The following is a 26,223-nucleotide window of genomic DNA, read 5'->3' on the forward strand; positions in this document are numbered from 1 at the left end:
GGCGTGCGGCGACGGCAGTTTCTGAAAGCCGGCGCGGGTGCGGCGGCAGCGCTGGCGCTGCCGCGCGCCTGGGCGAAAGGCGCGCCTCGGTTCGAGGCGGGTGAGAAGAGCTTTCTGCTCGACGGAAAGCCTTTTGTCATCCGCTCGGGGTCGATGCACTATCCTCGCGTACCGCGGCCGTACTGGCGCGACCGCATGCGCAAGCTGCGCGCGCTGGGACTGAACACCGTCTGCACCTACGTGTTCTGGAACCTGCACGAGCCGGAGCCGGGGCGGTTTGATTTCAGCGGCCAGCATGACCTCGCGGCCTATCTGCGGACGGCGCACGAGGAGGGGCTGTGGGTGATTCTGCGGCCCGGACCCTACGTGTGTACGGAGTGGGATTTCGGCGGCTGTCCGGCGTGGCTGCTCAAGCCGCCAAGCATGAACGTGAGAACCGCAGACCCGAAATTCTTGCAGGCTTCGCAGCGGTATTTGCGCGAAGTCGGGGCACAGGTGGCGCATCTGGAGGCGGCACGGGGCGGACCGATTCTGCTGGTGCAGGTGGAAAACGAGTACGGGTCGTTCGCGGGCGATCACGGCTATCTCGCCGCAATTCGAGACCAGATTCGTGAAGCTGGCTTTCGCGGGCCGCTGTACACCTCGAACGGGCCGGGGCAGAAAATGCTGGCCAATGGTTCCCTGCCCGATCTGACGAGCGTGATCAATTTCGGCGACGGCGATGATCCGGCGCAGGCGTTTGCGGAGCTGGAGAAATACCGGGCACAGGGGCCGCGCATGTGCGGCGAGTACTGGTGCGGATGGTTCGACCATTGGGGCGAAAAGCATCACACCACACCGCCGGAAGATTCGGCGCGCGGGCTGGACTGGATGCTTTCGCGCGGGGTTTCGTGCAATTTGTACATGGCGCATGGCGGGACTTCGTTCGGTTTTATGGCGGGCGCGAACCACGGCCGCAGCTATGAGCCCGATACCACCAGCTACGACTACGACGCGCCGATTGACGAAGCGGGGCGGCCAACGGCCAAGTTTCATGCGCTGCGCGCGGTGATCGAAAAGCACCTGCCGGCCGGTGAACGGTTGCCGGAGCTGCCGGCGGCGTTGCCCGCGATCACGATTCCGGAATTCACATTGGGCGAGTATGCATCACTCGAACAACTGCTCCACGCGCCGCACAGCAGCCAGCGGCCGCTATCGATGGAGGCTCTGGGCCAGGCTTACGGTCTCGTCTGGTATCGGACCAGGATTAAACAGCCGGCCGCGGGCTCGCTGCAGCCGCTGGAGCTGCGCGACTATGCGCGCGTCTATGTGAACGGGCGCGAGATGGGCGAACTGGAGCGGAGCCGGAAGCGGGTGACGCTACCGGTGCAACTTGCGGCCGGCGACACGCTCGACATTCTGGTGGAGAACATGGGCCGGATTAATTTCGGACCGAAGCTGCAGGATAACTTGCAAGGTATCACCGAGCGGGTGCTGGTGGGCGAGCAAGAGCTGACGGATTGGGAAATCTACCCGCTGCCGCTGGCGGAAGAGCTATCGGAATTGAGCTTTGTGGCGAAAGCGAGTGATAGGCCTGGGTTTCAGCGCGCCCGGTTCACGCTGGCGCAAACCGGCGATACGTTCCTCGACCTGCGGGGTTGCGGCAAGGGCTGCGTCTGGGTGAACGGACACAACCTCGGCCGCTACTGGGATCGTGGTCCGCAGCAAACGCTATTCCTGCCCGGCTGCTGGCTGCGGCGCGGCACGAACGAAGTGATCGTCTTCTGCTGGAGCGCCGCGAGCCCCTTCCGGCTACAAGGCCTCCGCGACCCGATCTACTCTCGCCCACGCTCCGCCAACCGAGAACTGACAACAGATAACTGACAACTATTTCCCGTCCATGGCCATGGGGAACTCGAAGCGGCGTGCGCCACGGGCGGCGCCGCGGGCCATGGAGGCGGCCATAGGCGTAGGGGGGCTGGGCCGATACATGGTGGTCATGCCCTCGGCCTCGCGGACGAAAGTCATGGCCTGCTGTTCGGCGGAGTAGTCAACGCGGACGACATCACCCAATCGGACTTGGCCGGTGGCGATGAGCTTGGCGAGGGGAAAAACGACGTGGCGCTCGATGGCGCGCTTGAGATGGCGGGCGCCGTAGCGCGGATCATAGCCTTCGTGAAGCAACCAATCCTTGGCTTCCTGGGTGCAGTTGAACAGGAAGGGATGGTTGCCGCTGGAGGCGAGAATGCGCTGTTGCACCATGCCCAGCTCGATGTCGAGGATAGCGCCGAGTTCTTCCGGCCGCAGGGTGTGGAAGACGACGGTGCGGTCGATACGGTTCATGAATTCGGGAGAAAATTTGTGCCGGGCGGCCGCCACGGCAACGCGATCGACCTGGGCGTCAAGGCGGGCGTCGAAGCGGGCGTCGTGACCGATCTGCGGGGGCATGAAACCGGTACCGCCCAGGGTGAGGGTATCCATCTCGGCCGCGCCCAGGTTGCTGGTCATGAAGATGATGGTCTGGGTGAAATCGACGCGGCGGTTATCGCCGAGGGTCAAGGTGGCTTTGTCGAGGATGCCGAGCAGCAGTTGCCAAAGGGCATCGGAGGCTTTTTCGATTTCGTCGAACAGCAGCAGCGAAAGCCGCAGGCGGTCGGTGTGCCATTGGCCCAGCGCTTCCTGGGTCAGCAGAGGGTGAGTTTCGCGGTGGCCGAGATAGCCGGGAGGGGAACCGATGAGTTTGGCGATTTCATGGCTATGCTGGAATTCAGCGCAATCCACTTTGATAACGGCGCGAGCATCGCCGAACAAGGTTTCGGCGATAGCCTCGACCACGCGGGTTTTACCGGAGCCAGTGGGCCCGAGCAGCAGCAGGTTGGCAATAGGACGGCCGGGCGGATGCAGTCCTGCGAGAAAGGTCTGGTAGAGGTCCACCACGCAGCCGACGGCCTGATTTTGCCCAACAATTTTGCGCCGCAAAGCCGACTCAAACTGGCAGACGTCGTCGCAGCGTAAGGTTGGATCCAACAGTTCCTGGCAGCCTGTTTTCATATCGCCCTGCATGATGGGATGCAAGGGCGGAGGGCGGGGGATAATGCCACCCAGGCGCCAATAGGTGGGACTGAACCGTAATGGATTCGAGCGCGGGTCCTGCCGCTTTTGGCTCGACAACCGCAGCGGATGCCGGGTACGCCGGCATCCGCTGCGGTTGCGGTTCAGTCGCCCAGGCCCTGATGCTCGCCCACCGAGGGCGCGGCGGCGGCGCCGGGCTGATGCTTCAATTTCAGGTCCAACTGGGTGCGGAGTTCCGCCATCTCGCGCAGGAGTTCGCGGACGCGGGGCTCCCCTTCGGCGACCTGGCCACGCTCCTGCAAGTGGCGCTGCAGCAGGCCGAAATCAAGCTCGGCCAAGTCCTGGACGAGCGTGCGGATGGAACGAAGCAACAAATCCACGCCTTCCAGATCGGCAAACGGCGAAACGAAGGTTTCGGCCGCGCGGGCACGTACTGCGGCCCAGTCGATCTGCAATTGCGGATGGGAGGCGCGCACCTGATCGAGCACCTCATCGCTAACCCGAGGCCGGTTGCCGAGGCAAGCCAAGTGGACTTGCCGAACGTGGCCGTCCTCACGAACGTTATGTACCAAGTAGTACGATTTGCCCTTTTTGCGAACGAACGCCATCCCAACCTCCTCAGTTCTCCGCCCCAGGCTCCTGTCGTGGTGGTTCTACTCCCACCACGGGTAGGATGGGGCAGCAAGCGATTCGGGTTGTCCCTGCCGCAAGCACCGACTTGGACGCCCTTGGCCGCGCAAGCGTCGAAACGCACCCGGCTGGTAATCCCCTTACCGATAGTGTACATGTTACCTTCTTGTAGTTCCAGCGGATGTCATTCTCTATGCACTTCCCCAAATATTGCTTCTCGCCTTTGCCTGTGGCGCTAGGTATTTTTCTGATTGCGGCCAGTGCCCCGGCGGCCGGGCAGACGCCGAGGGCAAGCTCGCGCCATGCGGTTCCGGCGCGTGCGGAAATTCGTGCCATTTACCTAACCGGGCCAACGGCGGGCCGAGCCCTGGGCCGGCGCCTGGCGGAGCAGTGGCGGAGTGAAGGCGGAAATGCGGTGGTCTTTGACATCAAAGACGACAGCAGCCCGGTGAGCTTCAATGCGCCACTGGCGCTGGCCAGCCATCTACGGCATCCGTACATTGCGAATTTGCCCGCGTGGGTGGATTGGCTGCACGCGCACGGTCTGTACGCGATCGCGCGCATTGACGTATTTCTGGATGCGCGGCTGGTGCAAGCCCATCCAGAGTTGGCGGTGCGTTCGCGCGCGACGGGCGGCGTGTGGCGCGAGCATGGCGCGGCTACGTGGATGGATCCGTCGCAACCGGCGGTCGAGGACTACAATCTGGCGCTGGCGAAGATTGTGGCGGCCTCGGGCGTCGATGAAGTGCAGTTTGACGCGATCCGTTTTCCGGTGGACGGGCATCAGGCGGATGCGCGGTTTGCCTATCAGGCGGCGCACCCGGAGGAGGCGCGCGCGGACTTCATCACCAGCTTTCTGCGGCGCGCGCAGCAGGAGCTGAAGCCCAGCGGCGTGCGGATTTCGATTGACGTGTACGGCATCACCGGCTGGCAACATTCCGTAGATCTGAAGGCGACGGGGCAAAATATCGCGGTGCTGGCGCACTACTGCGACGTCATCTGCCCGATGATCTATCCATCGCATTTCTTCGGGCATTTCGACGGCTTCGCCGATCCCTCAGCGCACCCGGTGCATTTCATCGAGGCGGGGATGCAGAAGTTTCAAAAGCTGACGCGGGGCGACGGGGTGGTGATCCGTCCGTGGCTGCAGGCGTTCCACTGGCGTACGAAATCGTACGGACCGGAATACGTGCAGGAGCAGGTGGCGACGGAGCACGCCGCGGGCGGCGGGGGCTTCATGCTCTGGAACGCGGGCAATATCTACACCGCGCCGAATGCGGCGATGCCGGCAATGCTGGCTGCCGGGAGCAAATATTTCAGCGGCGGCTATCCCTACCCCGTGACATTGATTGGCGCGGGGCCCCGCGTGGCTGCGCCACGCGACCCGCTTAGGCCGGGCCGGACTGGGGGCCCGGGGCCCCAGCCCGGCCCGGCCCGCCGGCCGTAGGTTGGCGCCAGACGAGCACGGCGCCCACGAACATGAGGGCGGCGGCAGTGGCAAAGGCCAGGCTCGCGGAGATGACCCAAAGCCCGCCGACAAGCGCGCTGGCGACGAAATCGCCCACACCGTTCACTGCGCCCAGCACGCCGTAACCGGTGGCACGGGAGGGCGCGGGCAGCAAGTCGGCGGGGATGGCGCCTTCGAGAGCATCCTGGAAGGCGACGTACGCGCCGGCGGCGGCAAAGACCAGCGCCAGCCAGGCAACCGGCGCCGCATGCCGCGCCATCAGGAGGGCGAGTCCGACCGCGCTGGCGGCGGCGAGGACATAGCCGCCCGCCAGTAATTTAGTTTTGGAAACGTGGTCGGCGAGCGCACCGGCAGGAAACGACACTGCAGCATACACGATGTTGTGCAGCACGTAGAGCAGGGCAGCAATTTGCGCGGCGCGGATGAGGCCGTGCGCAGGGGTGAGCAACTGGGTGGCGGCGAGGATGAAAAGGGTGTGGGAAAAATCGCCCAGACCGAAAACGCCGGCGCCGCGCGCGAACTGGAAAAAGCTGCGCGGCAGCGAGCGCACCGCTTGATGCAGTTTGAGGCCGCGGCGCGCGCCGTGGCTGCGTTCGCGCACCAGGAACCAGAAGGCGGCCGCCGCTCCCAAGCCGGGAATGATGGCCAGCAGGAAAATCGTGCGGAACGGAGTCACGGGATTGAGATGCGGCAGATGCGCCAACAGCCAGATGCCGGCGAGCGGTCCCACGACGGCACCTAAAGTATCGGCGGCGCGGTGCAGGCCGAAAGCTTTACCGCGCACGTCCGGCGGCGCGGCTTCCGAGAGCAGGGCGTCGCGCGCCGGTCCTTTGATGCCACGCGCCATCCAGGCCACCGCGCGGCCGGCAAGCACGACGGGCCAGCTTGCGGCGGCGGCGAGCACGCCCAGCGCCAGCGCCGTGAGGGCGTAGCCGCTGGCGACCAGGCCCTTGCGGTTACCGGCGCGGTCGGAGAGCCAGCCCGCGCTTAGCTTGACGAAGCTGGAGGAGGCATCGGCAGCGCCTTCGATCCAGCCCAGATCGCCGGCCGCGAGGCCGAGGGCGTGCAGGAAGCCGGGCAGCATGACCGTGACCAACTCGTGGCCCGCATCGGACAGGAAGCTGGCAATGGCCATGCCGGCCACATCACGGTTGAGCCAACGATGCTGCGGCGGCGATTCTACATGCGCGGGGAAAGACACGGGAGCAGTGGGTTGATGCTAGCATGGAGTTGCTGTCGGGCGTTGGAGTTCGCCTTACCCAACCGCTCTAGCTCCTAAATGGGGCCGGAGCAGATGACTCCTACCAAATCATTGGCAGGAGTTAAATTTTGGCTACAACCGTTTCTGTGCCTGCTGAAGTGGTGCAGCATGCGCTTTCCGGGCGCACGCTGGCGCTGGGCATTGCCATCGCGGGGGCGCTGGGCGCGCTGAGCCGCTGGGGACTGGGGCAGTGGCTGGAGGTGTTAGGCGGAGGACACTTCCCCTACGACACGCTGGCCGCGAACCTGATCGGCTGCTTCCTGCTGGGCTTCGTGATGCACATCGGCGGCCACGCACGCTGGATCAGCGGCGAGATGCGCACCATCATCGCGGTGGGATTTATCGGCGCCCTGACAACGTTTTCCACCTGGGAGTTCGAAACACTGCACATGGCGCGCGGCGGCGAAGTGCTGCTGGCGGCGGGCAACTTCGCGGTGAACGTATTTTTGGGGTTCCTGCTGATTTGGGCGGGCGGACGGCTCGCCACGGGGCTACTGCACTAACTAGAGCGAGACTATGGACTGCAGGCCGGTGATTTCGAAGGATTTGCGGCAGCGGGGGTTGGAGCAGGCGAGTTTGTCGTCACGGCGGACCATATAGCTGGAGAGTTTGGCGAACTTGGCGCGGTCGAGCGAGTCGGCGCGGGCGGGCGGCGCGGGTTTTTTGCGGCGCACCACCCAGGTGACGGCATATTCGGCCTCCGTGCGGCAATGGGGGCAAGTCAGCCGCGCCTTTTTGGGCTCGTTCGATTCGTTGAAAAATTCGCGCTCTTCCATAGGCAATGGTCAGGCGCGGACGTGCAGCACATCGCCCTCGGCGCCCAACTCTTCCACACTAGCACGCAGCCGCCGGGCCACTTCGAAAAATGGACCCGCGGCCTCGCTGGCTTCGCCAAGTGTGGCCACGGGGCAACCGCGATCCCCGCCCTGGCGGATATCGGCCATGAGCGGCAGGGCGCCGAGGAAGGGGACACCGAACTTTTCGGCCGTCACTTCCCCGCCGCCGTGGCTGAAGATGTCGACGCCTTTGTGGCAGTGCGGACAATTGAAGTAGCTCATGTTTTCGATCACGCCCAGCACCTGAATGCGCAGTTGCTGGAACATGTTCAGGGCCTTGCGGCCATCCTGGAGAGAAACGTCGGAAGGCGTGGTGACGACGATGCCGCCGCTGAGGGGGACGCTTTGCGCCAGGCTGAGGGCAATGTCGCCGGTGCCGGGCGGCAGATCGATCAGGAGGTAATCGAGATCGCCCCACTGCACCTGGCGCAGGAACTGCTGCATGGCGCTGTGGAGCAGCGGGCCGCGCCACATTACGGGCTTGTCGCCGGGATTGAGCAGGCCCATGGACATGAACTTGATGCCGAAATTCTCGAGCGGCTCGATGCGATTGCCTTCGAGGACGTGGGGCATTTCGCTTTTGCCCATCATCAGTGGCACGTTCGGCCCATATACGTCGGAGTCGAGCAGGCCCACCAGTTGGCCCAACTCGGCCAGGGCGATGGCCAGATTGACGGCGACCGTGGTTTTTCCGACGCCGCCTTTGCCGCTGCCAACGGCGACGATGTGTTTGACTCCGGGAATTTGTTGGGTCGGTGCGGGCGGGTGAGACGGATGAGGAGCAGGCATAACAGTACTCGATTTATTATAGACGGCATGATATGCGCGGTATCGCTCAACCCCGCGGTGGACAAGTATTTGCGCTTGCAGCAGTTGCGACGCGGGGAGCATGTAGAAGTGGAAGAAGTGGTGACGTCAGCGGGCGGCAAGGGAATCAATGTAGCCGGAGTGCTGCGGGTGCTGGGCGAAGAAGTTGAGGTGATTGGATTTTTTGGCGGTCACACGGGTGCGTACATTCTCGAAGAAGTGGCACGAGAAGGGATTCACGTCGACCCGGTGCGGATTCAGGCGACGACGCGGACGGCGTTCGTAGTTGTCGAAGCGGACGGATGTGAAACGGAAATTGTCGAGCCGGGCGGTGAGGTGAGCGCGGCGGAGATCGTGCAACTGCGCGCCCAGCTACGGCAGACCGCAGCGCGGGCGGCGGTGGTGGTGTTGTCGGGCAGCGTGCCGCCGGGATGTCCGGATGACATTTATGTGCAGTTGCTGCGCGATTGTGGCGGGCACTGCCCGGTGATCGTGGATACGAGCCGGCGGTGGTTGCGGGCGGTATACGAGTCGCATCCGCGGCCGGCTCCGGCCATCGTAAAACCCAACCGGCGGGAAGCCGAGGCGCTGCTTGGCGAAACGCTGGCCGATGCGCCAGGCATTGGCCGTGCTCTGCAGCGGCTGGCACAGGCGGGCATTGGGATGCCGGTGATCTCGGACGGAGCGGCGGGGCTCTACGCACTGGCGGGCGGACAGGTTCTGCGTGCCGTGATGCCCAAGCTGCAGCGGGTGAATTCTGTAGGATCGGGCGATGCCGCGGTAGCGGGACTGGCGGCAGGACTGGCGCGCGGCCTGAAGCCGGAAGCCATGCTGCAGCTCGCGGCAGCCTGCGGCGGCGCGAACGTGCTGACCAAGGAATGCGCGCAGGTGCGGCGCGAGGATTTGGAGGGGCTGCTGCCTCAGATCGCGGTTCGCAGGGTCGAAGCTACAACTCCGTGCCCAGCGTGATGGGGATCTTGATTTGCTTGCCGTGGCGCTGGATGGTGAGGGTGATGGTGCTGCCCGGTTTCTGCAGCAACAGGATGTTGCCTAACTGGCCCTGATCCTGCAGGGGTTCGCCGTCAACCGCCAGGATGATGTCGCCGCCAAAGTGGACCTGCGTATTGCCGATGTAGCCGGGTTCATTGCCGGCGCGCAGCCCGGCGTTAGCGGCCAGGCTGCCGCGGCGTACGCCCAGGACCAACAGACCGTGGCTGACGTTGAGGCCGAGCTGCTGGGCGACGCTGGGCGAAATGGGATAGGTCAGCATGCCGAGCGAAACGGTCTGCACATGGCCGGTGGTGATGAGCTGATTCAGCACAGCCTTGACGCTATTAATAGGAATGGCGAAGCCAATGCCGACGTTAGAACCGGTCTGGGTGTAAATCATGGTGTCGATGCCGATCACCTCGCCCAGGGTATTGAGCAGCGGGCCACCGCTGTTGCCGGGGTTGATGGGGGCATCGGTCTGAATGGCATTTTCGATGTCGGCGCCGGGCGCGCCATTATCCTGCGGGCCTTCATGCACGGTGCGGATGGAGCTGATGATGCCGGAAGTCATAGTGCCCGGCAGCCCGTAGGGATTGCCGATGGCGAGCACATGCTGGCCCACCTGCAGATTGCCGCTGTCGCCCAGGGTCATGGCCGGCACGGACTGGCCGGCGTCAATCTTGATCACCGCCAGATCGAGCTGCGGGGCGGTGCCCACGACGGTGGCGGGGTATTGATGGGAGTCATCCTTTTTGGGCGTCCAAGTCACGGTCAGCTTTTGCGCATCGCGGATGACGTGATAATTCGTCAGGATGTAGCCTTTGCCGTTGATGAAAAAGCCGGAACCCTGGCCCGAGGCCGGAACCGGTCCCCAGAGCATGCTGTATTGGATAATCTGCGAAGTGACGTTGACCACTGAGGGCTTGACGCGGTGGTAGATATTGATGTCGCGCAGCTCGTCGGGCTCGAATTGGGTCTGGGGCGGCGCCTCCGCCAGAGCCACCGTGTGACCGATAGCGCGTGGCGCCAGTGCGCTCCCAAAGTCCGGGTAAAATGGGCCGCCGTGAGTCGAGACATACAGGAAAAAGCCCCCAGCCAGAATTAGGGCGAGAGCCAGCACCGGTCTCCATTTCATGCGTTTGCCTCGGCGAGAAAGCGATTCCAAAGGCGCCCCACCTCGGCGGCGAGGGCGGCAAGGGTTCCCTTATTTGAAATCACAATATCAGCTTGCGCTAGTTTGCGTTCCTCGGGCAACTGATGCGCCATGCGGGCCAGAGCCTGCTCGCGGCTGGCGCCGGCCTTGCGCATGAAGCGCTGGATGCGCACTTCCGGATCGGCGGCCACAAGGATTACGTGATCGAAGCCCGTCAGCAGCCCGGCTTCGATCAACAACGTGGCTTCGATGCCGGCGACCTTAGTTCCCTGCTGCTGCCATTGGTGCAACTGATTCCAGGCGCGGGCCATGATCAGCGGATGCAGGATTTGGTTGAGCTCGCCTAGAGCACCGGTGGCGCCGGGAGCAAACACGATGGCCGCCAATTGTGCGGGTTCCACGGTGCCAAAGCGGGCGAGCACGGCGTCGTGGGCCTCCGTTTGGAGCAGCTCGTGGCCGAGACGGTCGGCATCGACCACGGGACAGCCACGCTCGCGCAGCAGGGCGGAGACGGTGCTCTTGCCGCTGGACAGGCCGCCGGTTATCGCCAGCTTAAGCATTCTATTGATCGCGGGCGCCCAGCGCGGCTGCGCCGCGCGGCCCGCTCTCCAAGGCGGCCAGCCCGCTACGCCGGGGCCCCCTACTCCCCGGCTTCGCTGCGTTGCGTTTCGTCGAGCGCAGCATAGCGTCAGGAAGCTGGGGCGACGGCTACGCCGCGGCGGGCGGCGGCCAGATCGACGGTGTTGCTCATAAGCATGGCGATGGTGAGGGGACCGACCCCGCCGGGCACCGGAGTAAAGGCGGAGGCCAGAGCGCAAGCGGCGCGGGGGTCGACGTCACCAATAAGAGTGCGACCACGGCGGTCGAATTCTTCCCGGCGTTTGCGGCTGCCGGGGAAATAGGTTTCGACATCCTCAGCACGGATGAGAGTATTGACGCCGACATCGACGACGACGGCGCCACGGCGAATATGGCGCTCGCCCAGCATGGCGGCGCGGCCGATGGCGGCAAAGAGCAGCTCGCCGCGCTGGCAGACTTCGGGCAAGTTGCGGGTTTTCGAGTGGCACAGCGTCACCGTAGCGTTGGCGTGGAGCAGCAGCAGGGCCAGGGGCTTGCCGACGATGTCGCTGCGGCCGACCACGACAGCCTCACGGCCGGCGACAGCGATCTGATTGCGGCGCAGCAGCTCCATGATGCCGGCAGGTGTGCAGGGGCGCGGGCCGGGGCGGCCGGTCACCAGCTTGCCGAGGTTAACGGGATGGAAACCGTCAACGTCTTTTTCCGGCGCGACGGCGAGGAGCACGGCGGCGGCATCGACCTGAGGGGGGAGTGGGAGCTGGACGAGAATGCCGTCGATATCATCGCGGGCGTTGAGGCGGGCCACATCGTCGAGCAGCTCCGCGGTGGAGACACTGGCCGGGCGCAGAATCTGCTCGGAAAAGATGCCCAGCTCGTTGCAGGCGCGGATCTTGGCGCGGACGTAGACGGCGGAGGCGGCGTTGTCACCGGCCAGGATCACGGCCAAACCGGGCGGGTGGGCGCTGAAGGCGCGCACGCGCTCACCGACTTCACTGCGAATGGCCGCGCCGGCGGCCGTGCCATCCAGGACTTTGGCGCTCACTTTAAAAGTTTAGCGGATCAGACGAGCTCGAACGGCAGCAAGCGGTGGCCGCGGCGGATGCGGTAAGCGCTGAAGTGCTTGCGATCCAAGGTGAAAATGCGGCTGGTCCGCAGCCGTTCGGCGGCGACCACGAGACTGGCATCCGCCAGATCCATAGGCTGGTCTGCGTATTGCTCCATCAGCGCGAAACATCGGGTCAGTGTAGCCGAGCTAAGATACCAAATGGCAACCGCCCCACGCAGGACAAAATCGCGGAGCGCGCGGCCGCCCGGGGTGCTTGGCTGCAGCAGGTGAGCGGCCTCCACGAGCACGGGAACCGTGGTGAACAGCCGGTCGGAGATAGTGGACAAGGTTGCGCGGGCAGCAACGTGCGGCGCTTCGGTCCGATCAAACAGGGCGATCAGTGGACCCGCATCGATCATCACAGGTGGCTTCACAGGCCGTGTTTGCGGCGGATTGCATCCTTCATGCGCTTTTCGACCTCCAACGATGCACCCCTGGCATAGCCTCCCGGACCGAGATCGAGGGTCTTGTAGATATCGAAGGCACGCGGGTGCTGTCTAACCGGCTGCCGCGGCTGCAGCGCGCGCAAACCGCGGCGCAGGATCGCCGAGACCGGCTCGCAGGTCGTTCGCTGCAATTGCCGTAGAATGCGCTCGTCCTCGGCTCCGAGTCGAACGGTCCGAATCGCCATCTTCCCTCCGTAATACAAGTGTAATACACTACGCCGCATCAGGCGGGATCGAGGGGGCCGGGGACAGCAGCGACGGCGTCGAAATCGGCGAACTGGAGGTCGTAGAGGCGGCGGTAGATGCCGTTGGCCGCGTGCAGCTCGTCATGGCTGCCCACCTCGACGATGGCGCCGGCGTCGAGCACCAGGATGCGGTCCGCATTGCGGACGGTGGAGAGGCGGTGGGCGATAACCACGACAGTGCGATGCTGCATGAGGTTGGCGAGCGCGCGCTGGACGAGCATTTCACTTTCGTTGTCGAGAGCGCTGGTGGCTTCGTCAAGGATGAGGATGGGGGCGTTCTTCAGGAGGGCGCGGGCGATGGCGATGCGCTGGCGCTGACCGCCGGAGAGGCGGACACCGCGTTCGCCCAGCATGGTGTTGTAGCCCTGGGGCGTGGCGGCGATGAACTCATCGGCGAGAGCAGCCTGGGCAGCGGCACGGATGGCGGCGGGGGTGGCGGCGGGGCTGCCGTAGGCAATGTTGTTGGCGACGGTGTCGTTGAAGAGGATGGTCTCCTGGGTGACGTAGCCGATCTGCGAGCGTAGCGAGCGCAAGGTGCAGGCGCGTACGTCCACGCCATCGACCAGGACGGCGCCGGCGGTGACGTCAAACAGGCGCGGAATGAGATTGGCGACGGTGGTTTTGCCGGCGCCGCTGGAGCCCACCAGGGCGACCACTTCGCCGCGGCGGATCTCGAAATCGAGATCGTGCAGCAGGGGTTCGTCGGGTTGATAAGCAAACGCCGCGCCGGCAAAGCGGATGGCGGTGCAGAAGGGCGCGAGCGGGCGGGCCCCGGGACGCTCGTGGATCTCCTCGTGCAGATCCATAAACTCGAAGACGCGCTGGGCACAGCCGGCCGCGGTCTGAAAATTGTTGTAAATACCGGCCATACGCCGCAGGGGTTCATAGAGCTTGAACAGCGAGTAGATGAAGGCCACCACCATGCCGGTGGACATGATGCCGCGCCCGACGGCGCCGCGGGCGTAGAGCAGGAAGAGGATGATGGTCACCGCGCCCAGAATTTCCATCAGCGGGGAAGCGATGCTCTGCTGCAGGATGTAGCGCAGATTGGAGTGCAGCAGGCGGTGGGCGGCGGCGCGGAAGCGGGCGACTTCGCGGCCTTCCATGCTGAAGGTTTTGACGACGCGGTGGCCGGTGACGGTCTCGTGCAGGATGTGCTGCACGTCGGCCATTTCGTCCTGGCCGCGGCGGGCGGTACGGCGGACGTGCTTGCCCAGCCAGGCGGTGGGCAGAATGACGGCGGGGGTAAGGACGGCGGCGTAGAGGGTCAGCTTCCAGTTCAGGAAGAGCAGCACGGCTGCGAAAAAGATGAAGCTGAAGGTCTGCTGCACGCTGTCGGCGAGGGAGTTGGACGCCGCCACCTGGATGCGCTCCAGATCATTGACGACGGTGGACATGAGCTTGCCGGTGGCCTGACGGGAAAAGAAGGCGGCAGATTGATGGATCAACTTTTCGTAGACCGCATTGCGCAGATCGGTGATGGCGCCATAGCCGACCCAGTTGATGAGGTAGGTGCCGCAGTACTCGCCGATGGCTTTGCCGACGACGAGCACAATCAGCGCCAGAGCGATGATGGACGCGGGGTTGTGGGAAAAGCCGTGGGGGATGAAGCTATTGAGGTAAATGTTATGGTCAAGCAGCGGCGGACGCGCTTTGAGCAGCAGAATCGCACCGCCGCCGCTCGCGGGCTTGAGGAATTTGTCAATGACCGGCGCCAGCATCAGGGCGACGGAGGCATCGAGAGCGCTGGCCACGGCCATGAGTCCCAGGGCCGCAAGGAACTGGATCCAATAGCGCGTGACGAAGCCGAGCAGGCGATAGAAAGGGCGCATCGCCGGGAGTCTCAGTGCCGCAGGTCGCGGTGCGCCAGGGTGGGGCGGTAGCCCAGCTTGCGCAGCTCGCGCCGCAAGGCCTCGGCGATATAGACGGAGCGGTGGCGTCCGCCGGTGCATCCGACGGCGATATTCAGATAGCTCTTGCCCTCCTCGATGTAATGGGGGATGAGGTAGGCCAGCAGATCGCGGATGCGGGTGAGGAACTCGGCGGTCTGGGGAAAGGAGCGGATGTATTCGGCCACCTTGCGGTCGCGGCCGTCATGCGCCTGCAGGGCGGGGATGTAGTTGGGATTGGGCAGGAAGCGGACATCAAAGACCAGATCGGCATCGCTGGGGACGCCGCTGCGGAAGCCGAAACTGGTGACCGCGATCTGCAGGCTGGGAGCGAGACCGGCTTCAATGACGTGCTCGCGCAGGAAGGCGCGCAGCTCGTGGACGTTGAAGCGGGAGGTATCGACCACGAGGTCGGCGGCGGCGCGGATTTTCGCCAGGGCCTTGCGTTCCGCCTCGATGCCACGGCGGAGCTCCGTTTCGCCTTTGCGGCGGTCGCGGCCGTGGCTGCCATCGCGCTCGGCGAGGGGGTGGGGGCGGCGGGTTTCGCTGAAACGGCGCAGAATGGCTTCGTCACTGGCTTCCAAAAAGAGCAGCGTCAGCCGCAGAGGTGAGTCGCGCAAGGTTTGCAGCAGGGCGGGCAGCGCCTCGAGGCGCTGGCCTTCACGGATATCGACGACGGCGGCGACACGCTTCACTTCGCCGGAGCCGTCAAACGAGGCCTGGCGGACCAAATCGACGAAGGGACCGATCAGGCCGACGGGCAGATTATCGACACAGTAGTAGCCGGAATCCTCAAAGACTTTTTCGGCCGAACCCTTGCCGCTGCCACTCAGACCGGTAATGACTACGACGTGCAGATCCGATGGCGTTCGGGTTCGGTTGTGCGGCGCGCGGCGCCGCGAGTGCGGCCGCCGGCCCACTCCCTGTGCCCGCGCAACCGCGTGGCTCGCCACTTTTTGCCCTGGTCGCTCCCGTTGGTCGCTGGGAGTGCGGGCTTCGATTCCCGGCAGGGTCCGCCCGCTGGCGCTCCGGACTCCCCGAGGCGTCTTCATCGCACACGCCGCTGGTGCGTGGACGGGATGTGCATGTCCTCGCGGTATTTGGCGACGGTGCGGCGGGTGACGTCGATGCCCTGCTGCTTGAGCACCGCGGCAACCTGGTCGTCGGTGAGGGGGTGCTTGGGATCTTCCTCCGCGATCAGCTTTTTGACGCGGCGCTTGAGAATCAGCAGCGAGGTTTCGCCGCCGCGCACGCCCTGGACAGCCTCGGTGAAGAAGAAACGCAGTTCGAAGACGCCCTGGCTGGTATGGACGTACTTATTGGCGACGGCGCGGCTGACGGTGGAGGGGTGGACGCCGATCTCCTCGGCGACCTCCTTGATCATCATGGGTTTGAGGAAATCCATGCCGAAGTCGAGAAAGTCGCTCTGGCGCTCGACGATGGTGTGGCAGACGCGGGCGATGGTCTGCTTGCGCTGCTCCAGGTTGCGCAGGAACTGGATGGCGCTGGCGTAGCGCTCTTTGATGTAGCGGCTGGTGTCGCGCTGCTCGCGGCCGAACTTCATGTCGCGGTACTGATAGTTCAGACGCAGGTTGGGCATGCCGTCATCGTTCATGATGATCTGATACGGATTGCGGCAGGACTCGGAGCCGCAGATGGGACAGCGCTCGGCGCGGCCCTTGACGAAAGCGACGTCGGGCTCGATGAGGCGGGTGTTGGCGGGATTGTAGCGGCGGCCGGGGAAGGGATCGAGCTTGCGGATCTCGGCGAGCGCCCCGGCAATCTCTTCCTCGCTGACATTGAGTGTGCGCGCCAGCTCCTGGCGGCGGGGATTCTGCAGGGCGGGCAGGTGCTCGCTCACCAGGGCGATCGCCAGAATCTGGACGCTGGGAAGCTGGAAGAGCTGGATGAGGAGGCATTCGCGCAGATCGCGGGCGCCCACGCCGGGCGGATCGAAGCGCTGCACCAGATTCAGGGCTTCGCGCATGAGGTCTTCGGCGATGCCCTCGCCGGTGGCGATTTCCTCGATGCGCAGCGGGCGTCGGCCCTTGTCGTCCTCGGCGGTGAGATAGCCGTCCTCGTCCAGATTGCCGATGATGGCTTCGGCGGCCTGGCGGAGGCCGTTATCGATAGGCTCGACGCTGAGTTGCCAGCGCAGGTGATCGGTGAGGGTGGTGGGGGCACTGAGGAAGTTGTCGAAGGAGGGGCGGTCGATCTCCTCGCGCTCGTGGGGCTGATAGCCGGGGTCGAGATAGTTCTTGAAGAAATCGCCGTAATCGATCTCCTCGAACGAATCCTTGGCGGGCGCCTCGGCGCCAGCTTCGGGCGTGCTGCCATCGGCAGGCGCAGGCGCGGCGGCGGCCGGCGCGGGGGTGCGCTCCATCTCGTTCTGGCGCTGCAGGTCCTGCTCGAGACGCGTCAACTCGTCCAGACCGGGAGCGTTGCCGTCCTCCTGGTTTTCGTCGAGCATGGGATTTTCGAGCAGCTCGTGACTGATGGCTTCCTGCAACTCGAGCTTGTTCATGGCCAGGATATTGACCATTTGCACGAGCCCGGGCGTGAGCGTCTGCTTGAGGGCCGGCTTGGCGATCAGCTTGGGGCCAAGATTCATAGGCAGCTCATACCAGGCTGAAGCTTTCGCCGAGGTAGACGCGGCGCACATCGGCATCCTCGCCCAGCTCGGCGGGCGTGCCTTCGCGGAAGATGCGGCCGTCGTGAATGATGTAGGCACGGTCGGTGACGCTCAGGGTTTCGCGCACGTTGTGGTCGGTGATCAGCACGCCAATATGATCGGCACGCAGGCGGGAAATGATGTGCTGCAAATCGAGCACCGCGAGAGGGTCAATGCCGCTGAACGGTTCATCGAGCAGCATGAACGCCGGCTCGAGCACCATGCCGCGGGCGATTTCGACTCGGCGCCGCTCGCCGCCGGAGAGCGAATAGGCGAGAGTACGGCGGACTTTGCCCAGGCCGAGCATCTCGATCAATTTCTCGAGCCGCTCTTTGCGCTGGCCGGCCGAGAGGGGCAGGATTTCGAGAATGGCGAGCAGGTTCTGCTCGACGGTGAGTTTGCGGAACACCGATGGTTCCTGGGGCAAGTAGCTGATGCCGAGTTGCGCCCGCTGATACATGGGCAGGGCGGTGATGTCGTGCTGGTCGAGCAGGATGCGGCCCATGTCGGGCGCGATCTGGCCGACGATCATGTGAAAGGTGGTGGTCTTGCCGGCGCCGTTGGGGCCGAGCAGACCAACGACTTCGCCCCGAGCAATAGAGATACTGACGCCGTTGACGACCGCGCGACCCTTAAAGAGTTTACAAATCTGATCTGTGGCGAGACGCTCCATAGACAAAGGGGACAAGGGAAGAGGGAAAGGGGCGGGGCGCGTTGGGGTGATTGTAAGCTAGTGAAAACGAATTAGTTACGTCCCTTGGTTTTTCCCAAAACGCGGGTTCCGGACTTGCCACCCACCTGAATTTCATCACTCGACAGAGAAAAAGTCAAGGGATCACCGGTGATTTTGCCGTGTTCGGCATCCAAAATGCTGGGGGGTCCGCCGTCCAGGCGGACCTGGTTGCTGGCAAAGTCATAGCTAAGCCGGGCAGCATGCGCGCTGCGTCCGGGCTGGCGGAGGGCGACGCCGCCGGTCGCTTGCGCACGCTCCAGAGATGGTGAATTGCCTGAGGTGCTGAGATAGATGGTCAGTTGCGGAGCGGAGAGCGTTGCATCATCCACCGCGAGGCGAACGGCGCCGCTGTAGCGCGCCTGGTGAGCGGCTGCCGAATAAACCAATTGGCGCGCCCGCACCCGCACGGCACGCTCGTGGCCAGCCGCAGTGTGTGTGAGTTGCCGGTTGAGGCTCCCAACAGAGCTGCGGTTGGCGAGGAAATCGGTTTGCACATCACCGGTGGCAAGGAGCTGGGCGGGCATGCCATTGGCTCCGGCGGTGATGGTCAACCGACCGGCGCGCAGCAGACTTGGGGCTTGCAGCAAGCGCACGGAGCCGGTGAAGACTGCGGTGCCGCGAAAGCTGGCCGCGGAGGTGGGTTTCGGGCCGGCAGGCTGGTCCCAATGGACGCTCCCGGCGGTGATGACGACCGGTCGGTTGGCGGCGAGCATGGGGCCGACGTTGGAGGAACGGCCGGAAAGGCTGAGTTCGATGTTACCCGCAGGCGCGGCGTGGGCCGACAGACTGGCGCTGCCATCGGGATGACTGATCCAAGTGGCCGCCTCGGCGGAAAATGCGGCCTGGGGATCGGAGCCGTGGACGCTGCCTGTGAGGATGGCTTTGCCGTCGGCGGGGGTATAGGTGAGCTGCTGCGCCGAAAGCTCACGCTCGCCCGCGCGCAACTGAACGTCGCCGGTTTCGACGACTTTGCCCGGCTGAGCGCCGCGGCCGGCAGAGGGAGAAAATTCGATCTGCAGCGATTGGCTCTGCGAGGTGCGTTCGATGCCGTTGACGGTCTGATGAACCGCGACGTGGCCGCGGGCACGCAGAAGGCGCGGCTGCTGATTCCCCGCGAGCGTAAGCTGCAACTGGTCGGCGGCAGCGCGCAGAGGGCCGCGCACGATCTCTGTCCGCCCCTGGCTGGAAACGGCGATGAGGCTGGGAACTGGGCGGCCCGCGGCGGAGGGGCCAAAGGCAAAGTCGAGTTCGGGAGCGGCGAGGCGCTGGGGTACAGCGCCGGTTTCGGTAAGCACGGCGTTCTGGCGCGCGATCAGCATGTGCAGGATATTGGCGGGGGCGAAGCGCAGCGCAAGCTGGCCGGCGCGCAGGCGGCGGAGTAAATACTGACCGCGCAGGGTCTGGGTCTGCTCGGCGAGGACATGGCCGTCGAGTTCGAGGCGCTGCAACTTTTGTGTTGCCCGAGTAAACTCCGCGTGGCCGGTATCGGCACGAACGCGTAAGGGTTCGCTCACGGTGGCGTTGGTGGCCAACACATGGCCGCTGGCATCGAGGCGCTGCAGGGCGTAGGTGGGGCTGACGGCAACCACGAAATGATCTGCCGCGAGCGACTGGACGCCCTGCCGCAGATAGGCATGGCCATCCAGATTGATGGTGACGGCGCCAGAGGACAGTCGTTGCAGGCGGGCGGAGTCGCTCCTGAGATTGAGATCGGGCTGGCGCGCTCGCGGCCAGTCGAGTTGCACTCCACCGGCGAAACTGGCCTGGCCGCGGTGACTGTCCAACTCGACGGAAGCGGCGCGGCCGCGCGCGCCGCCCATGGCAAAAAGAACGCCATGGGCAATGGAGCCAGTACCCTGCTTGACGTTATAACGCAGGCCGCGGGCGGTGAGGTCCACTTGGCGCTCGAGCTGAATATGCACCAGGCCGTCGGCTTGCAAATCGCCGCTCGCCTGATCGTAGCGGAAGGCGGCGCCGCTGATTTCGTCAGCATTGCGGCCCTGGCCATCGTAGACCAGGATGCGGACCTGGTGGAGCGCAACCACCCCGCCGGAGCGCAGCTTGTCGGCCCGGGAGGCATACACGCGGAACACCGGGCGGCCATTCACCGATTTAGAAATGTCCACGCCGGCAGCGCTTTGCTGCACCTGCAAACCGAGCAGCGGTGCAGTGGGTGCGGGATGGCGGCGGCGCTGGACGAAATAGGTCGCCGCCAGCGCGACCGCGCCGAGGACCAGAGCAGCGGCAATGCCGCGGCGGAGGCGCGTCAGGCGCTCGACGCGCCGGGTGTAGGGATTGGGCGCGCTGGGCATTCGCTATTAAGGATATGCCGGGCGGGTGATCCGCGTCACAGCCAAGGGATCGGCGGGGAGCCAGAGTAAACGTCGGGAGGGTAGGCCATGGCAACCGATGCGGCGCTGGGGATCAAAGGGATACAAGAGGAACGGCAGCCGGGCCACTGGTTGCTGGCGAGCCTGGGCAAGCGGGTGCTGCGGCCGGGCGGACGCGAGCTGACGAACTGGATGCTGTCGCGGCTGGCGATTGGCGCCAACGACCGCGTGGTGGAGTTCGCGCCGGGGATGGGGGCGACGGCGCGGCAGACGCTCGCCGCCAAGCCGCGGGAGTACGTCGCGGTGGAACGCGACGCCGCGGCGGCGGCCCGCATGTGCCGCAAACTGGCAGCGATAGGTGGCGACGCGGTGCGCTGCGTAGAAAACAGCGCCGACGCCACCGGGCTGGCCTCGGCAAGCTACAGCGTGGTCTACGGCGAAGCCATGCTGAGCCTGCATACGGCGGAGCAGAAGCGCCGGATCATTGCCGAGGCCGCCCGGTTACTGGAGCCGGGCGGACGCTACGGGATCCACGAGTTGTGTCTGACGCCGGATGAGATCGATGCGGATTCGCGGCGCGAAATTTCCAGCGTGATGTCGCGTGAGATCCACGTGGGCGTGCAACCCATTACCAGTTCGGAATGGCGCGAGTTACTGGCCGAGGCCGGCCTGCGCGTCGTGGCGGAATCGCATGCCCCGATGCACTTGCTGGAGCCCCGCCGCCTGATCGCGGACGAAGGGCTGCTGGGGGTGGCGCGGATTGCCTGCAACCTGGCACGCAGGCCGGCCGCCCGGGCGCGGGTGAAGACCATGCGGCGGCTGTTCCGGAAGTATACGGAGCAGATGGGCGCGATCGCGTTCGTAGCGGTGAAGGCCTAGTCCGTCTATTCCTGGCGCAGGGCGCGGAGGGGGTCGGTGCGGGAGGCGCGGAGGGCCGGGATCAGGCTGGCGAGGAGAGTGATGAGGGCCAGGAGGACTGCGGCGGCGATATAGCTGATGGGGTCGGCGGGGCTCATGCCATAGAGCAACGAGGTCATGAAGTGAGTGGCGAGGGCGGCCAGAATGACGCCGGCCAGAATGCCCCAGGCGGCGAGGCGCAGGCCCTGGCTCACGACCAGGCGCAGGAGATTCGGGGCGTCGGCTCCCAGTGCCATGCGGATGCCGTATTCACGGGCGCGGCGGGCGACGGTCGAGGCCATGACGCCGTAGAGGCCGACGAGGGCGAGCAGCAGGGCGAGAATGCCAAAGCCGCTGAGCAGGACGCCGGACATCTTCGCTGTGAACAGCGGTGACTGCATGAACTGAGCGCCGGTTTCGACGTTGCTGCTGAGCATCTGCGGGTCGGCGTTTTGCAGAACGCGGCGGACCGGAGTGAGAAACGCCTGCGGGTTGCCGGCGACGTGGATCATCATCGTGGCGGGCATAGCGATGGTGGTGAGGGGATAAAAGTACGGACGGGGAGATTCGTCGAGGGAATTGTATTTGCCGTCGGCGGCGACGCCAACGATGGTCATGGGCGTGCCGCCCTGGCCGTTGCGCAAGAGCGTGTGGCCGACGGCATCACCGTGCGGCCAGAACTGCTGCGCCAAGGTCTGGTTGATGACGACGAGTTGGCGGCCGGAGGCCAAGTCGGCATCGGTAAAGCCGCGGCCGCTGACCAACGGCGTGCCGGACGCCTTGAAGAAATCCGGCGAAACTTGGGTGTACTCGGAGCGGAAGCCTTGCGCATGCGGCGGCGGCGCCATGCCCTCGGGCAGCACGAAAGTATCGGACTCGCCGACTTGCAGCGGCGGCTGCGTGGTGTAGCCGGCCGCGCTGACGCCGGGGACGGCGCTGACGCCAGCGCGCAGGTTTTTCAGAAACGTCTCCGCATCCTTTCCGGTGTGGCCGAGGGACTGCGGGTTAAGGGTGGTGACGACGATCAGGTGCTGGGTGTCGAAGCCAGGATTGATGGCGCGGGCACGGGCGAGCGAGCGCAGGCAAAGAGCCGCGCCCACCAGCACCATCATGCAGAGGGCGATCTGGGCCATGATGAAGCCGCTGCGGGTGCGGGAGCGAACGGCGCCGGAGCCGGGCGTGCCGTCTTTGATGTAATCGAGAATGCGCACACGCGCGGCTTGCAGTGCCGGCAGCAGGCCGAAGAGGATGCCTACCGCGAGAGCCAGGGCAAAAGTGAACCAAACGACGGTACTGCTCAGTGCTGGAGGCGCGGCAATGGGCGTATCGGCGGGTACGAGATGCAGCAACAGTGGGTGCAAGCCTGCGGCGATCACCAGCGCGAGGCCGCCGGCGATGACGGCCAGCACCACGCTGTGGATCAGGCCCTGGCGGATGAGACGGCCGCGGCCGGCGCCCAGGGCGGCGCGCAAAGCCCACTCACGCTGGCGGCCGAGAGCTTGCGCCAGGAGCACGAGGGCGGCATTGGCGCAAGCAATGAGGAGGACGAGGCCGACGACAATTTCCAGCAGCAGAATGCCGCCGGTGGCGAAGCCGCGGAAGGGCAGCGGCACGGAGCCGAGAGGCGCGGCGAGACCGCCGAAGGTGGGCAGCTCGCCATTGGGGTATTCGCGGTCGAGGTGGTGCTGTACGGCATCAAGCTGGGCACTGGCGGCGGCGACGGTGACGCCAGGCTTGAGGCGGCCGACGGCGAACAGGCTGCGGTTGCCACGGCTTTCTAGAATCCCGGGCAAGCCCAGACGGTCGGACATGGTGACCGGCGCCCAGAAATTGCACTCGACAGCATGGAAGAGACCCTGGAAACCACGTGGGGCAACGCCAATAACCACGAAGGGCATGCCGTTCAGCGAAACCGTGCGGCCGAGTACGCTGCCGTCGCCACCGAATTGCCGCTGCCAGGTGGCCCAGGAGAGCACGACCACGGGGCTGGATCCCTTGACGGCGGCTTCGTTTGGCAAAAACCAGCGGCCGAGAGCCGGGTGCAGACCGAGGACGTCGAAGTAATTACCCGAGACCAACTGGCCGGTCCAGGGCATGGGCGAAGCGCCGGGCGAAGGAATGACGTTGGGTTGGCTGACGGGATTGTAGATAAGCAGGCCGGAGAGGCTGGTGGCTTGCTTTTCGTAGGCGAGATAGTCGAGGTAGCTGAGCGGGTAGTCGCCATTCAGCGCCGCGCGCGGCGAGGGATCGTGGGTGTAAACCTCGACCAGACGGTCGGGACTGGCGACGGCTGGTTTTTGCAGCAGCAGGCCGTTGGCGACGCTGAATATGGTGGCGTTGACGCCGAGGCCCAGGGCGAGGGAGAGCACGGCGATGAGCGACAGCCAGGGGCTTTTGGCGATCAGACGAAGGGCATAGCGAAGATCACGCATATCCGATTACTCCTGACGCAGCGCAGGCAGGGGGTCGACGCGGGCGGCGCGCAAAGCGGGGATGAGGCTGGCGAGGAGGGTCACGGCGATGAGGAGCGCCACCGCAGCGAAGTAGCTGACCGGATCGGCCGGGCTCATGCCGTAAAGGAGTGAGGAGAGATAACGGGTGAGGAGCGCAGCCAGAACGACTCCGGCAAGGGTACCCCAGAGGGCGAGGCGGAGGCCCTGGCCGAGCACAAGGCGCAGCAAATTTCCAGAGCCGGCGCCCAGGGCCATGCGAATGCCGTATTCGCGGGTGCGGCGCGTGACCGTCGTGGCCATGACGCCATAAAGACCGACAATGGCGAGCAGCAGCGCCAAGATGCCGAAACTGCCGAGGAGCACGCTTGTCATACGCGCCGTGTAGAGCGGCAGTTCCATAAAGGCAGCGCCGGTCTGGATATTGGCGCTGAGCAAGTTGGGATCGAGCAATTGCAACTGCTTGCGGATGGCCGGCAAAAAGCTGGCCGGCGAGCCGGCGACGTGGATCATGAGCGAGCCGGGGGTGGCGATGGGAGTGAGCTCATACAGGTACGGGCGGGGGGATTCGTTCAGGTTGTGGTACTTGCCGTTGGCAGCGACGCCAACAATGGTCGCGGGCGGATGCGTGCTGTCGCCGGGGAAGGTGAACTCGTGCCCAACGGCGCCGCCCTGCGGCCAGAAATGGCGCGCGAGATTTTCGTTGATCACGATGAGGTGACGGCCGGCGGCGAGGTCGGCTTCGGTGAAGCCGCGGCCCGCCAGCAGCGGCGTACCGCTGGCGCGGAAATAATTGGGCGAGACGCTGGTGACCTCGACGCGATAACCTTCGCCGTGAGTGCCAGGGGATGCGCCGGGGGGCAGGACCATGGCATCGGATTCGCCGGTCTGGAGCGGCACTTCGACGATCCAGGCGGCCGCGGTGACGCCGGGCACGCGATCGACCGCCTGACGAACCTGAAGCAGGAATTGATGCGCTGCGGGACCGTTATGGCCGAGCGACTGCGGGCTGACATCATGGACGAGGACCAGGTGCTGGGTGTCAAAGCCGGGATTGATGGCGCGGGCGCGGGCGAGCGAGCGCAGGCACAGCGCCGCGCCGACCAGCACCACGACGCAGAGCGCCATCTGGGCGATGATGAAGCCGCTGCGCAGGCGCGAGCGCACGCCGCCGGAGCCGGGCGTACCGTCTTTGATGTAGTCGAGGACACGCAGGCGCGTGGCTTGCAGGGCAGGAGCGAGTCCAAACAGAATGCCGGCCACGAGCGCCAGAGCGAACGTAAAGGCGATGAGCGAGGCGCTCAAACCCGTGGGCGGCGCCAGCGGAAAGCCCGAGGGCCGCAGGCGGATCAAGAGCGGCCAGAGCAACTCGGCAATGCCGAGACCGAGGCCGCCGGCGATGAGGGCGAGAAGGACGCTGTGCACCAGGCCTTGGCGGAGAAGGCGGCGGCGGCTGGCGCCCAGCGCGGCGCGCAGCGCCCACTCGCGCTGACGGCCGAGCGCCTGCGCCAGCAGCACCAGCGCGGTGTTGGTGCACGCGATCAGCAGCACCAGGCCGACAACGACTTCGAGCAGCAGAACAATGGAACTGGCCGAGCCGCGGAAGGGCTTGGGAATCGCCTCCAAGGGCACGGCGAGTCCGCCGAACGTTGCTAGTTCAGCCTTGGGGTATTGCTGATCGAGCTGGTGCTGGATCATGTCCAGCTCGGTCGAGGCCGCGGCGAGGGTCACGCCGGGGTTGAGACGGCCGACGGCGAGCAGCGCGCGGTGGGCACGCTGTTCGATGACGCCAGGTTCGCCGAGATGATCGGACATGGTGACCGGCGCCCAGAAATTGCACTCGACGCCGCCAAACAGGCCATGAAAACTCTCCGGGGCGACGCCAATGACGCTGTAGGGAGCGCCGTTCATTTGAACCGTGCGGCCCAGGATGCCGGGCAAACCGCCGAACTGGGTTTTCCAGATGGCGAAGGAGAGCACGACGACGGGGCTGGCGTCATTCACTGTATCTTCGGCGGAGACGAACCAGCGGCCGAGGGCCGGGTGGAGACCGAGGACATGGAAGTAGCCGTCAGTCACAAGCTCACCGGTCCAGGGCTGGGTTGACGCGCCGGGCGCGGTGACCACATTGACCTGGTTGAGCGGGCTGTAGGCGAGCAAGCCGGAAAGGCTGTGAGCGCGATGGAGGAAGCTGAGGTAGTCGGGATAGCTGAGTGGATAGTCGCCATTGAGCGCGGCGCGGGGGTCGGGGTCGTGGGTGTAGATTTCGACCAGACGCGAGGGATTGGCCACCGGCGGCTTCTGCAGCAGCAGACGGTTGGCGAAGGCGAAGATGGTGGTGTTGGCGCCCAGGCCCAGCGCCAGCGAGAGCACCGCAACCAGCGACAGCCAGGGGCTTTTCGCGATCAGACGCAACGCATAGCGCAGGTCTCGCATGGCTCCTCAATTTTCGCAAGCGCGGCTGGGTTGGGGCGCCGGGCCCCCAGCCCAGAGAGCGGGCGGCTTTGCGAGGCGCGCAGCGCCGAGTGAAGCCGGGTGCCCGCGATTGAGCAAAGACGCAACGCATAGTGCAAGTCCCGCATGTTACCCAAATATACGCGCAGTTCATGGCGCGGTTCCGACCGTTCGCGCCGAAAATAGTGACAAAATGCGGCTTTACAGGCACACTGTGTGGGATCAGGG

22 protein-coding genes are annotated in these 26,223 nt (G+C 65.1%); 5 read left to right on the forward strand and 17 right to left on the reverse strand.

All coding sequences use genetic code 11. From position 1 onward, the window contains the following. The first annotated feature begins 3 nt into the window (after positions 1 to 3). Positions 4 to 1,863 carry a beta-galactosidase gene (locus EPN33_07000; GenBank protein ID TAN22677.1) on the forward strand — a complete coding sequence of 620 codons (1,860 nt, stop codon included), beginning with the start codon at positions 4 to 6 and terminating at the stop codon, positions 1,861 to 1,863. A 3-nt stretch (positions 1,864 to 1,866) separates the two neighbouring features. Here the strand turns inward: EPN33_07000 and EPN33_07005 are convergent, their stop codons facing one another. Continuing rightward, a complete protein-coding gene (locus tag EPN33_07005; GenBank protein TAN22678.1) occupies positions 1,867 to 3,030 on the reverse strand; it encodes an ATP-dependent Clp protease ATP-binding subunit in 1,164 nt (387 codons plus the stop codon). A gap of 164 nt (positions 3,031 to 3,194) precedes the next feature. Continuing rightward, positions 3,195 to 3,659, reverse strand: a complete 465-nt coding sequence (locus EPN33_07010) for a hypothetical protein (protein ID TAN22679.1) — start codon at positions 3,657 to 3,659, stop codon at positions 3,195 to 3,197. A 203-nt stretch (positions 3,660 to 3,862) separates the two neighbouring features. On the opposite strand from EPN33_07010, the gene EPN33_07015 reads away from it, so the two are divergent. Further along, positions 3,863 to 5,128 carry a hypothetical protein gene (locus tag EPN33_07015; GenBank protein TAN22680.1) on the forward strand — a complete coding sequence of 422 codons (1,266 nt, stop codon included), beginning with the start codon at positions 3,863 to 3,865 and terminating at the stop codon, positions 5,126 to 5,128. On the opposite strand, the gene EPN33_07020 is transcribed toward EPN33_07015, so the two are convergent. After that, positions 5,070 to 6,284 (reverse strand): MFS transporter, encoded by a 1,215-nt coding sequence (locus tag EPN33_07020; protein ID TAN22813.1) that lies wholly within the window; start codon positions 6,282 to 6,284, stop codon positions 5,070 to 5,072. The two genes, EPN33_07015 and EPN33_07020, sit on opposite strands and share 59 nt — an antisense overlap. A gap of 191 nt (positions 6,285 to 6,475) precedes the next feature. Between EPN33_07020 and EPN33_07025 the strand changes: the two genes are divergently transcribed. After that, the gene (locus EPN33_07025; protein ID TAN22681.1) at positions 6,476 to 6,913 is read left to right on the forward strand and encodes a CrcB family protein; all 438 of its coding nucleotides are present in this window, start codon (positions 6,476 to 6,478) and stop codon (positions 6,911 to 6,913) included. Here EPN33_07025 and EPN33_07030 read toward each other — a convergent pair whose 3' ends face one another. Both EPN33_07030 and EPN33_07035 read right to left on the reverse strand, forming a co-directional pair. Next, on the reverse strand, positions 6,914 to 7,186 hold the full coding sequence (locus EPN33_07030) for a hypothetical protein (protein TAN22682.1): 273 nt from the start codon (positions 7,184 to 7,186) through the stop codon (positions 6,914 to 6,916). 9 nt (positions 7,187 to 7,195) lie between these two features. Continuing rightward, positions 7,196 to 8,035: an ATP-binding protein gene (locus EPN33_07035; protein ID TAN22683.1), complete on the reverse strand. Its 840-nt coding sequence runs from the start codon at positions 8,033 to 8,035 to the stop codon at positions 7,196 to 7,198. Between EPN33_07035 and EPN33_07040 the strand changes: the two genes are divergently transcribed. Next, on the forward strand, positions 8,021 to 9,022 hold the full coding sequence (locus EPN33_07040; protein TAN22684.1) for a 1-phosphofructokinase family hexose kinase: 1,002 nt from the start codon (positions 8,021 to 8,023) through the stop codon (positions 9,020 to 9,022). The two genes, EPN33_07035 and EPN33_07040, sit on opposite strands and share 15 nt — an antisense overlap. Here EPN33_07040 and EPN33_07045 read toward each other — a convergent pair. From EPN33_07045 to EPN33_07090, 10 genes are all read right to left on the reverse strand, one after another. Then, positions 9,000 to 10,178: a trypsin-like serine protease gene (locus tag EPN33_07045; GenBank protein ID TAN22685.1), complete on the reverse strand. Its 1,179-nt coding sequence runs from the start codon at positions 10,176 to 10,178 to the stop codon at positions 9,000 to 9,002. The genes EPN33_07040 and EPN33_07045 overlap by 23 nt on opposite strands. Continuing rightward, positions 10,175 to 10,756: a dephospho-CoA kinase gene (locus EPN33_07050; protein TAN22686.1), complete on the reverse strand. Its 582-nt coding sequence runs from the start codon at positions 10,754 to 10,756 to the stop codon at positions 10,175 to 10,177. The genes EPN33_07045 and EPN33_07050 overlap by 4 nt, the downstream gene beginning before the upstream one ends. A gap of 128 nt (positions 10,757 to 10,884) precedes the next feature. Then, the gene (locus EPN33_07055; GenBank protein TAN22687.1) at positions 10,885 to 11,817 is read right to left on the reverse strand and encodes a bifunctional 5,10-methylenetetrahydrofolate dehydrogenase/5,10-methenyltetrahydrofolate cyclohydrolase; all 933 of its coding nucleotides are present in this window, start codon (positions 11,815 to 11,817) and stop codon (positions 10,885 to 10,887) included. Positions 11,818 to 11,834: 17 nt separating this feature from the next. Further along, the gene (locus EPN33_07060) at positions 11,835 to 12,254 is read right to left on the reverse strand and encodes a PIN domain-containing protein (protein TAN22688.1); all 420 of its coding nucleotides are present in this window, start codon (positions 12,252 to 12,254) and stop codon (positions 11,835 to 11,837) included. Next, on the reverse strand, positions 12,251 to 12,511 hold the full coding sequence (locus EPN33_07065) for a hypothetical protein (protein TAN22689.1): 261 nt from the start codon (positions 12,509 to 12,511) through the stop codon (positions 12,251 to 12,253). The genes EPN33_07060 and EPN33_07065 overlap by 4 nt, the downstream gene beginning before the upstream one ends. A gap of 38 nt (positions 12,512 to 12,549) precedes the next feature. After that, the gene (locus EPN33_07070; GenBank protein TAN22814.1) at positions 12,550 to 14,331 is read right to left on the reverse strand and encodes an ABC transporter ATP-binding protein; all 1,782 of its coding nucleotides are present in this window, start codon (positions 14,329 to 14,331) and stop codon (positions 12,550 to 12,552) included. Between the two features lie 83 nt (positions 14,332 to 14,414). After that, positions 14,415 to 15,512 (reverse strand): RNase adapter RapZ, encoded by a 1,098-nt coding sequence (gene rapZ / locus EPN33_07075; GenBank protein TAN22690.1) that lies wholly within the window; start codon positions 15,510 to 15,512, stop codon positions 14,415 to 14,417. Beyond that, positions 15,509 to 17,071, reverse strand: a complete 1,563-nt coding sequence (gene rpoN / locus EPN33_07080) for an RNA polymerase sigma-54 factor (GenBank protein ID TAN22691.1) — start codon at positions 17,069 to 17,071, stop codon at positions 15,509 to 15,511. The genes rapZ and rpoN overlap by 4 nt, the downstream gene beginning before the upstream one ends. Before the next feature lie 7 nt (positions 17,072 to 17,078). Continuing rightward, positions 17,079 to 17,804, reverse strand: a complete 726-nt coding sequence (gene lptB, locus EPN33_07085) for an LPS export ABC transporter ATP-binding protein (protein TAN22692.1) — start codon at positions 17,802 to 17,804, stop codon at positions 17,079 to 17,081. A 71-nt stretch (positions 17,805 to 17,875) separates the two neighbouring features. Continuing rightward, positions 17,876 to 20,176 (reverse strand): hypothetical protein, encoded by a 2,301-nt coding sequence (locus EPN33_07090; protein ID TAN22693.1) that lies wholly within the window; start codon positions 20,174 to 20,176, stop codon positions 17,876 to 17,878. Between the two features lie 87 nt (positions 20,177 to 20,263). Between EPN33_07090 and EPN33_07095 the strand changes: the two genes are divergently transcribed. Next, positions 20,264 to 21,073 (forward strand): methyltransferase domain-containing protein, encoded by an 810-nt coding sequence (locus tag EPN33_07095; GenBank protein TAN22694.1) that lies wholly within the window; start codon positions 20,264 to 20,266, stop codon positions 21,071 to 21,073. A 5-nt stretch (positions 21,074 to 21,078) separates the two neighbouring features. On the opposite strand, the gene EPN33_07100 is transcribed toward EPN33_07095, so the two are convergent. Together EPN33_07100 and EPN33_07105 are read right to left on the reverse strand one after the other, a co-directional pair. Then, on the reverse strand, positions 21,079 to 23,523 hold the full coding sequence (locus EPN33_07100; GenBank protein TAN22695.1) for an ABC transporter permease: 2,445 nt from the start codon (positions 23,521 to 23,523) through the stop codon (positions 21,079 to 21,081). A gap of 6 nt (positions 23,524 to 23,529) precedes the next feature. Further along, positions 23,530 to 25,977, reverse strand: coding sequence for an ABC transporter permease (locus tag EPN33_07105; GenBank protein ID TAN22696.1), 2,448 nt, complete (start codon positions 25,975 to 25,977; stop codon positions 23,530 to 23,532). Positions 25,978 to 26,223: the final 246 nt, after the last annotated feature.

This window comes from Acidobacteriota bacterium, assembly GCA_004299485.1.
Lineage (GTDB): Bacteria > Acidobacteriota > Terriglobia > Terriglobales > SCQP01 > SCQP01.

Coding starts and splice junctions, on each gene's coding strand:
- EPN33_07005 (TAN22678.1), bottom strand. CDS start 3,030: ATGAAAACAGGCTGCCAGGAACTGTTGGATCCAACCTTACGCTGCGAC.
- EPN33_07010 (TAN22679.1), bottom strand. CDS start 3,659: ATGGCGTTCGTTCGCAAAAAGGGCAAATCGTACTACTTGGTACATAAC.
- EPN33_07015 (TAN22680.1), top strand. CDS start 3,863: ATGTCATTCTCTATGCACTTCCCCAAATATTGCTTCTCGCCTTTGCCT.
- EPN33_07020 (TAN22813.1), bottom strand. CDS start 6,284: ATGGCCATTGCCAGCTTCCTGTCCGATGCGGGCCACGAGTTGGTCACG.
- EPN33_07030 (TAN22682.1), bottom strand. CDS start 7,186: ATGGAAGAGCGCGAATTTTTCAACGAATCGAACGAGCCCAAAAAGGCG.
- EPN33_07040 (TAN22684.1), top strand. CDS start 8,021: ATGAGGAGCAGGCATAACAGTACTCGATTTATTATAGACGGCATGATA.
- EPN33_07035 (TAN22683.1), bottom strand. CDS start 8,035: ATGCCTGCTCCTCATCCGTCTCACCCGCCCGCACCGACCCAACAAATT.
- EPN33_07045 (TAN22685.1), bottom strand. CDS start 10,178: ATGAAATGGAGACCGGTGCTGGCTCTCGCCCTAATTCTGGCTGGGGGC.
- EPN33_07050 (TAN22686.1), bottom strand. CDS start 10,756: ATGCTTAAGCTGGCGATAACCGGCGGCCTGTCCAGCGGCAAGAGCACC.
- EPN33_07065 (TAN22689.1), bottom strand. CDS start 12,511: ATGGCGATTCGGACCGTTCGACTCGGAGCCGAGGACGAGCGCATTCTA.
- EPN33_07070 (TAN22814.1), bottom strand. CDS start 14,331: ATGGCCGTGGCCAGCGCTCTCGATGCCTCCGTCGCCCTGATGCTGGCG.
- rapZ (TAN22690.1), bottom strand. CDS start 15,512: ATGAAGACGCCTCGGGGAGTCCGGAGCGCCAGCGGGCGGACCCTGCCG.
- rpoN (TAN22691.1), bottom strand. CDS start 17,071: ATGAATCTTGGCCCCAAGCTGATCGCCAAGCCGGCCCTCAAGCAGACG.
- lptB (TAN22692.1), bottom strand. CDS start 17,804: ATGGAGCGTCTCGCCACAGATCAGATTTGTAAACTCTTTAAGGGTCGC.
- EPN33_07090 (TAN22693.1), bottom strand. CDS start 20,176: ATGCCCAGCGCGCCCAATCCCTACACCCGGCGCGTCGAGCGCCTGACG.
- EPN33_07095 (TAN22694.1), top strand. CDS start 20,264: ATGGCAACCGATGCGGCGCTGGGGATCAAAGGGATACAAGAGGAACGG.
- EPN33_07100 (TAN22695.1), bottom strand. CDS start 23,523: ATGCGTGATCTTCGCTATGCCCTTCGTCTGATCGCCAAAAGCCCCTGG.
- EPN33_07105 (TAN22696.1), bottom strand. CDS start 25,977: ATGCGAGACCTGCGCTATGCGTTGCGTCTGATCGCGAAAAGCCCCTGG.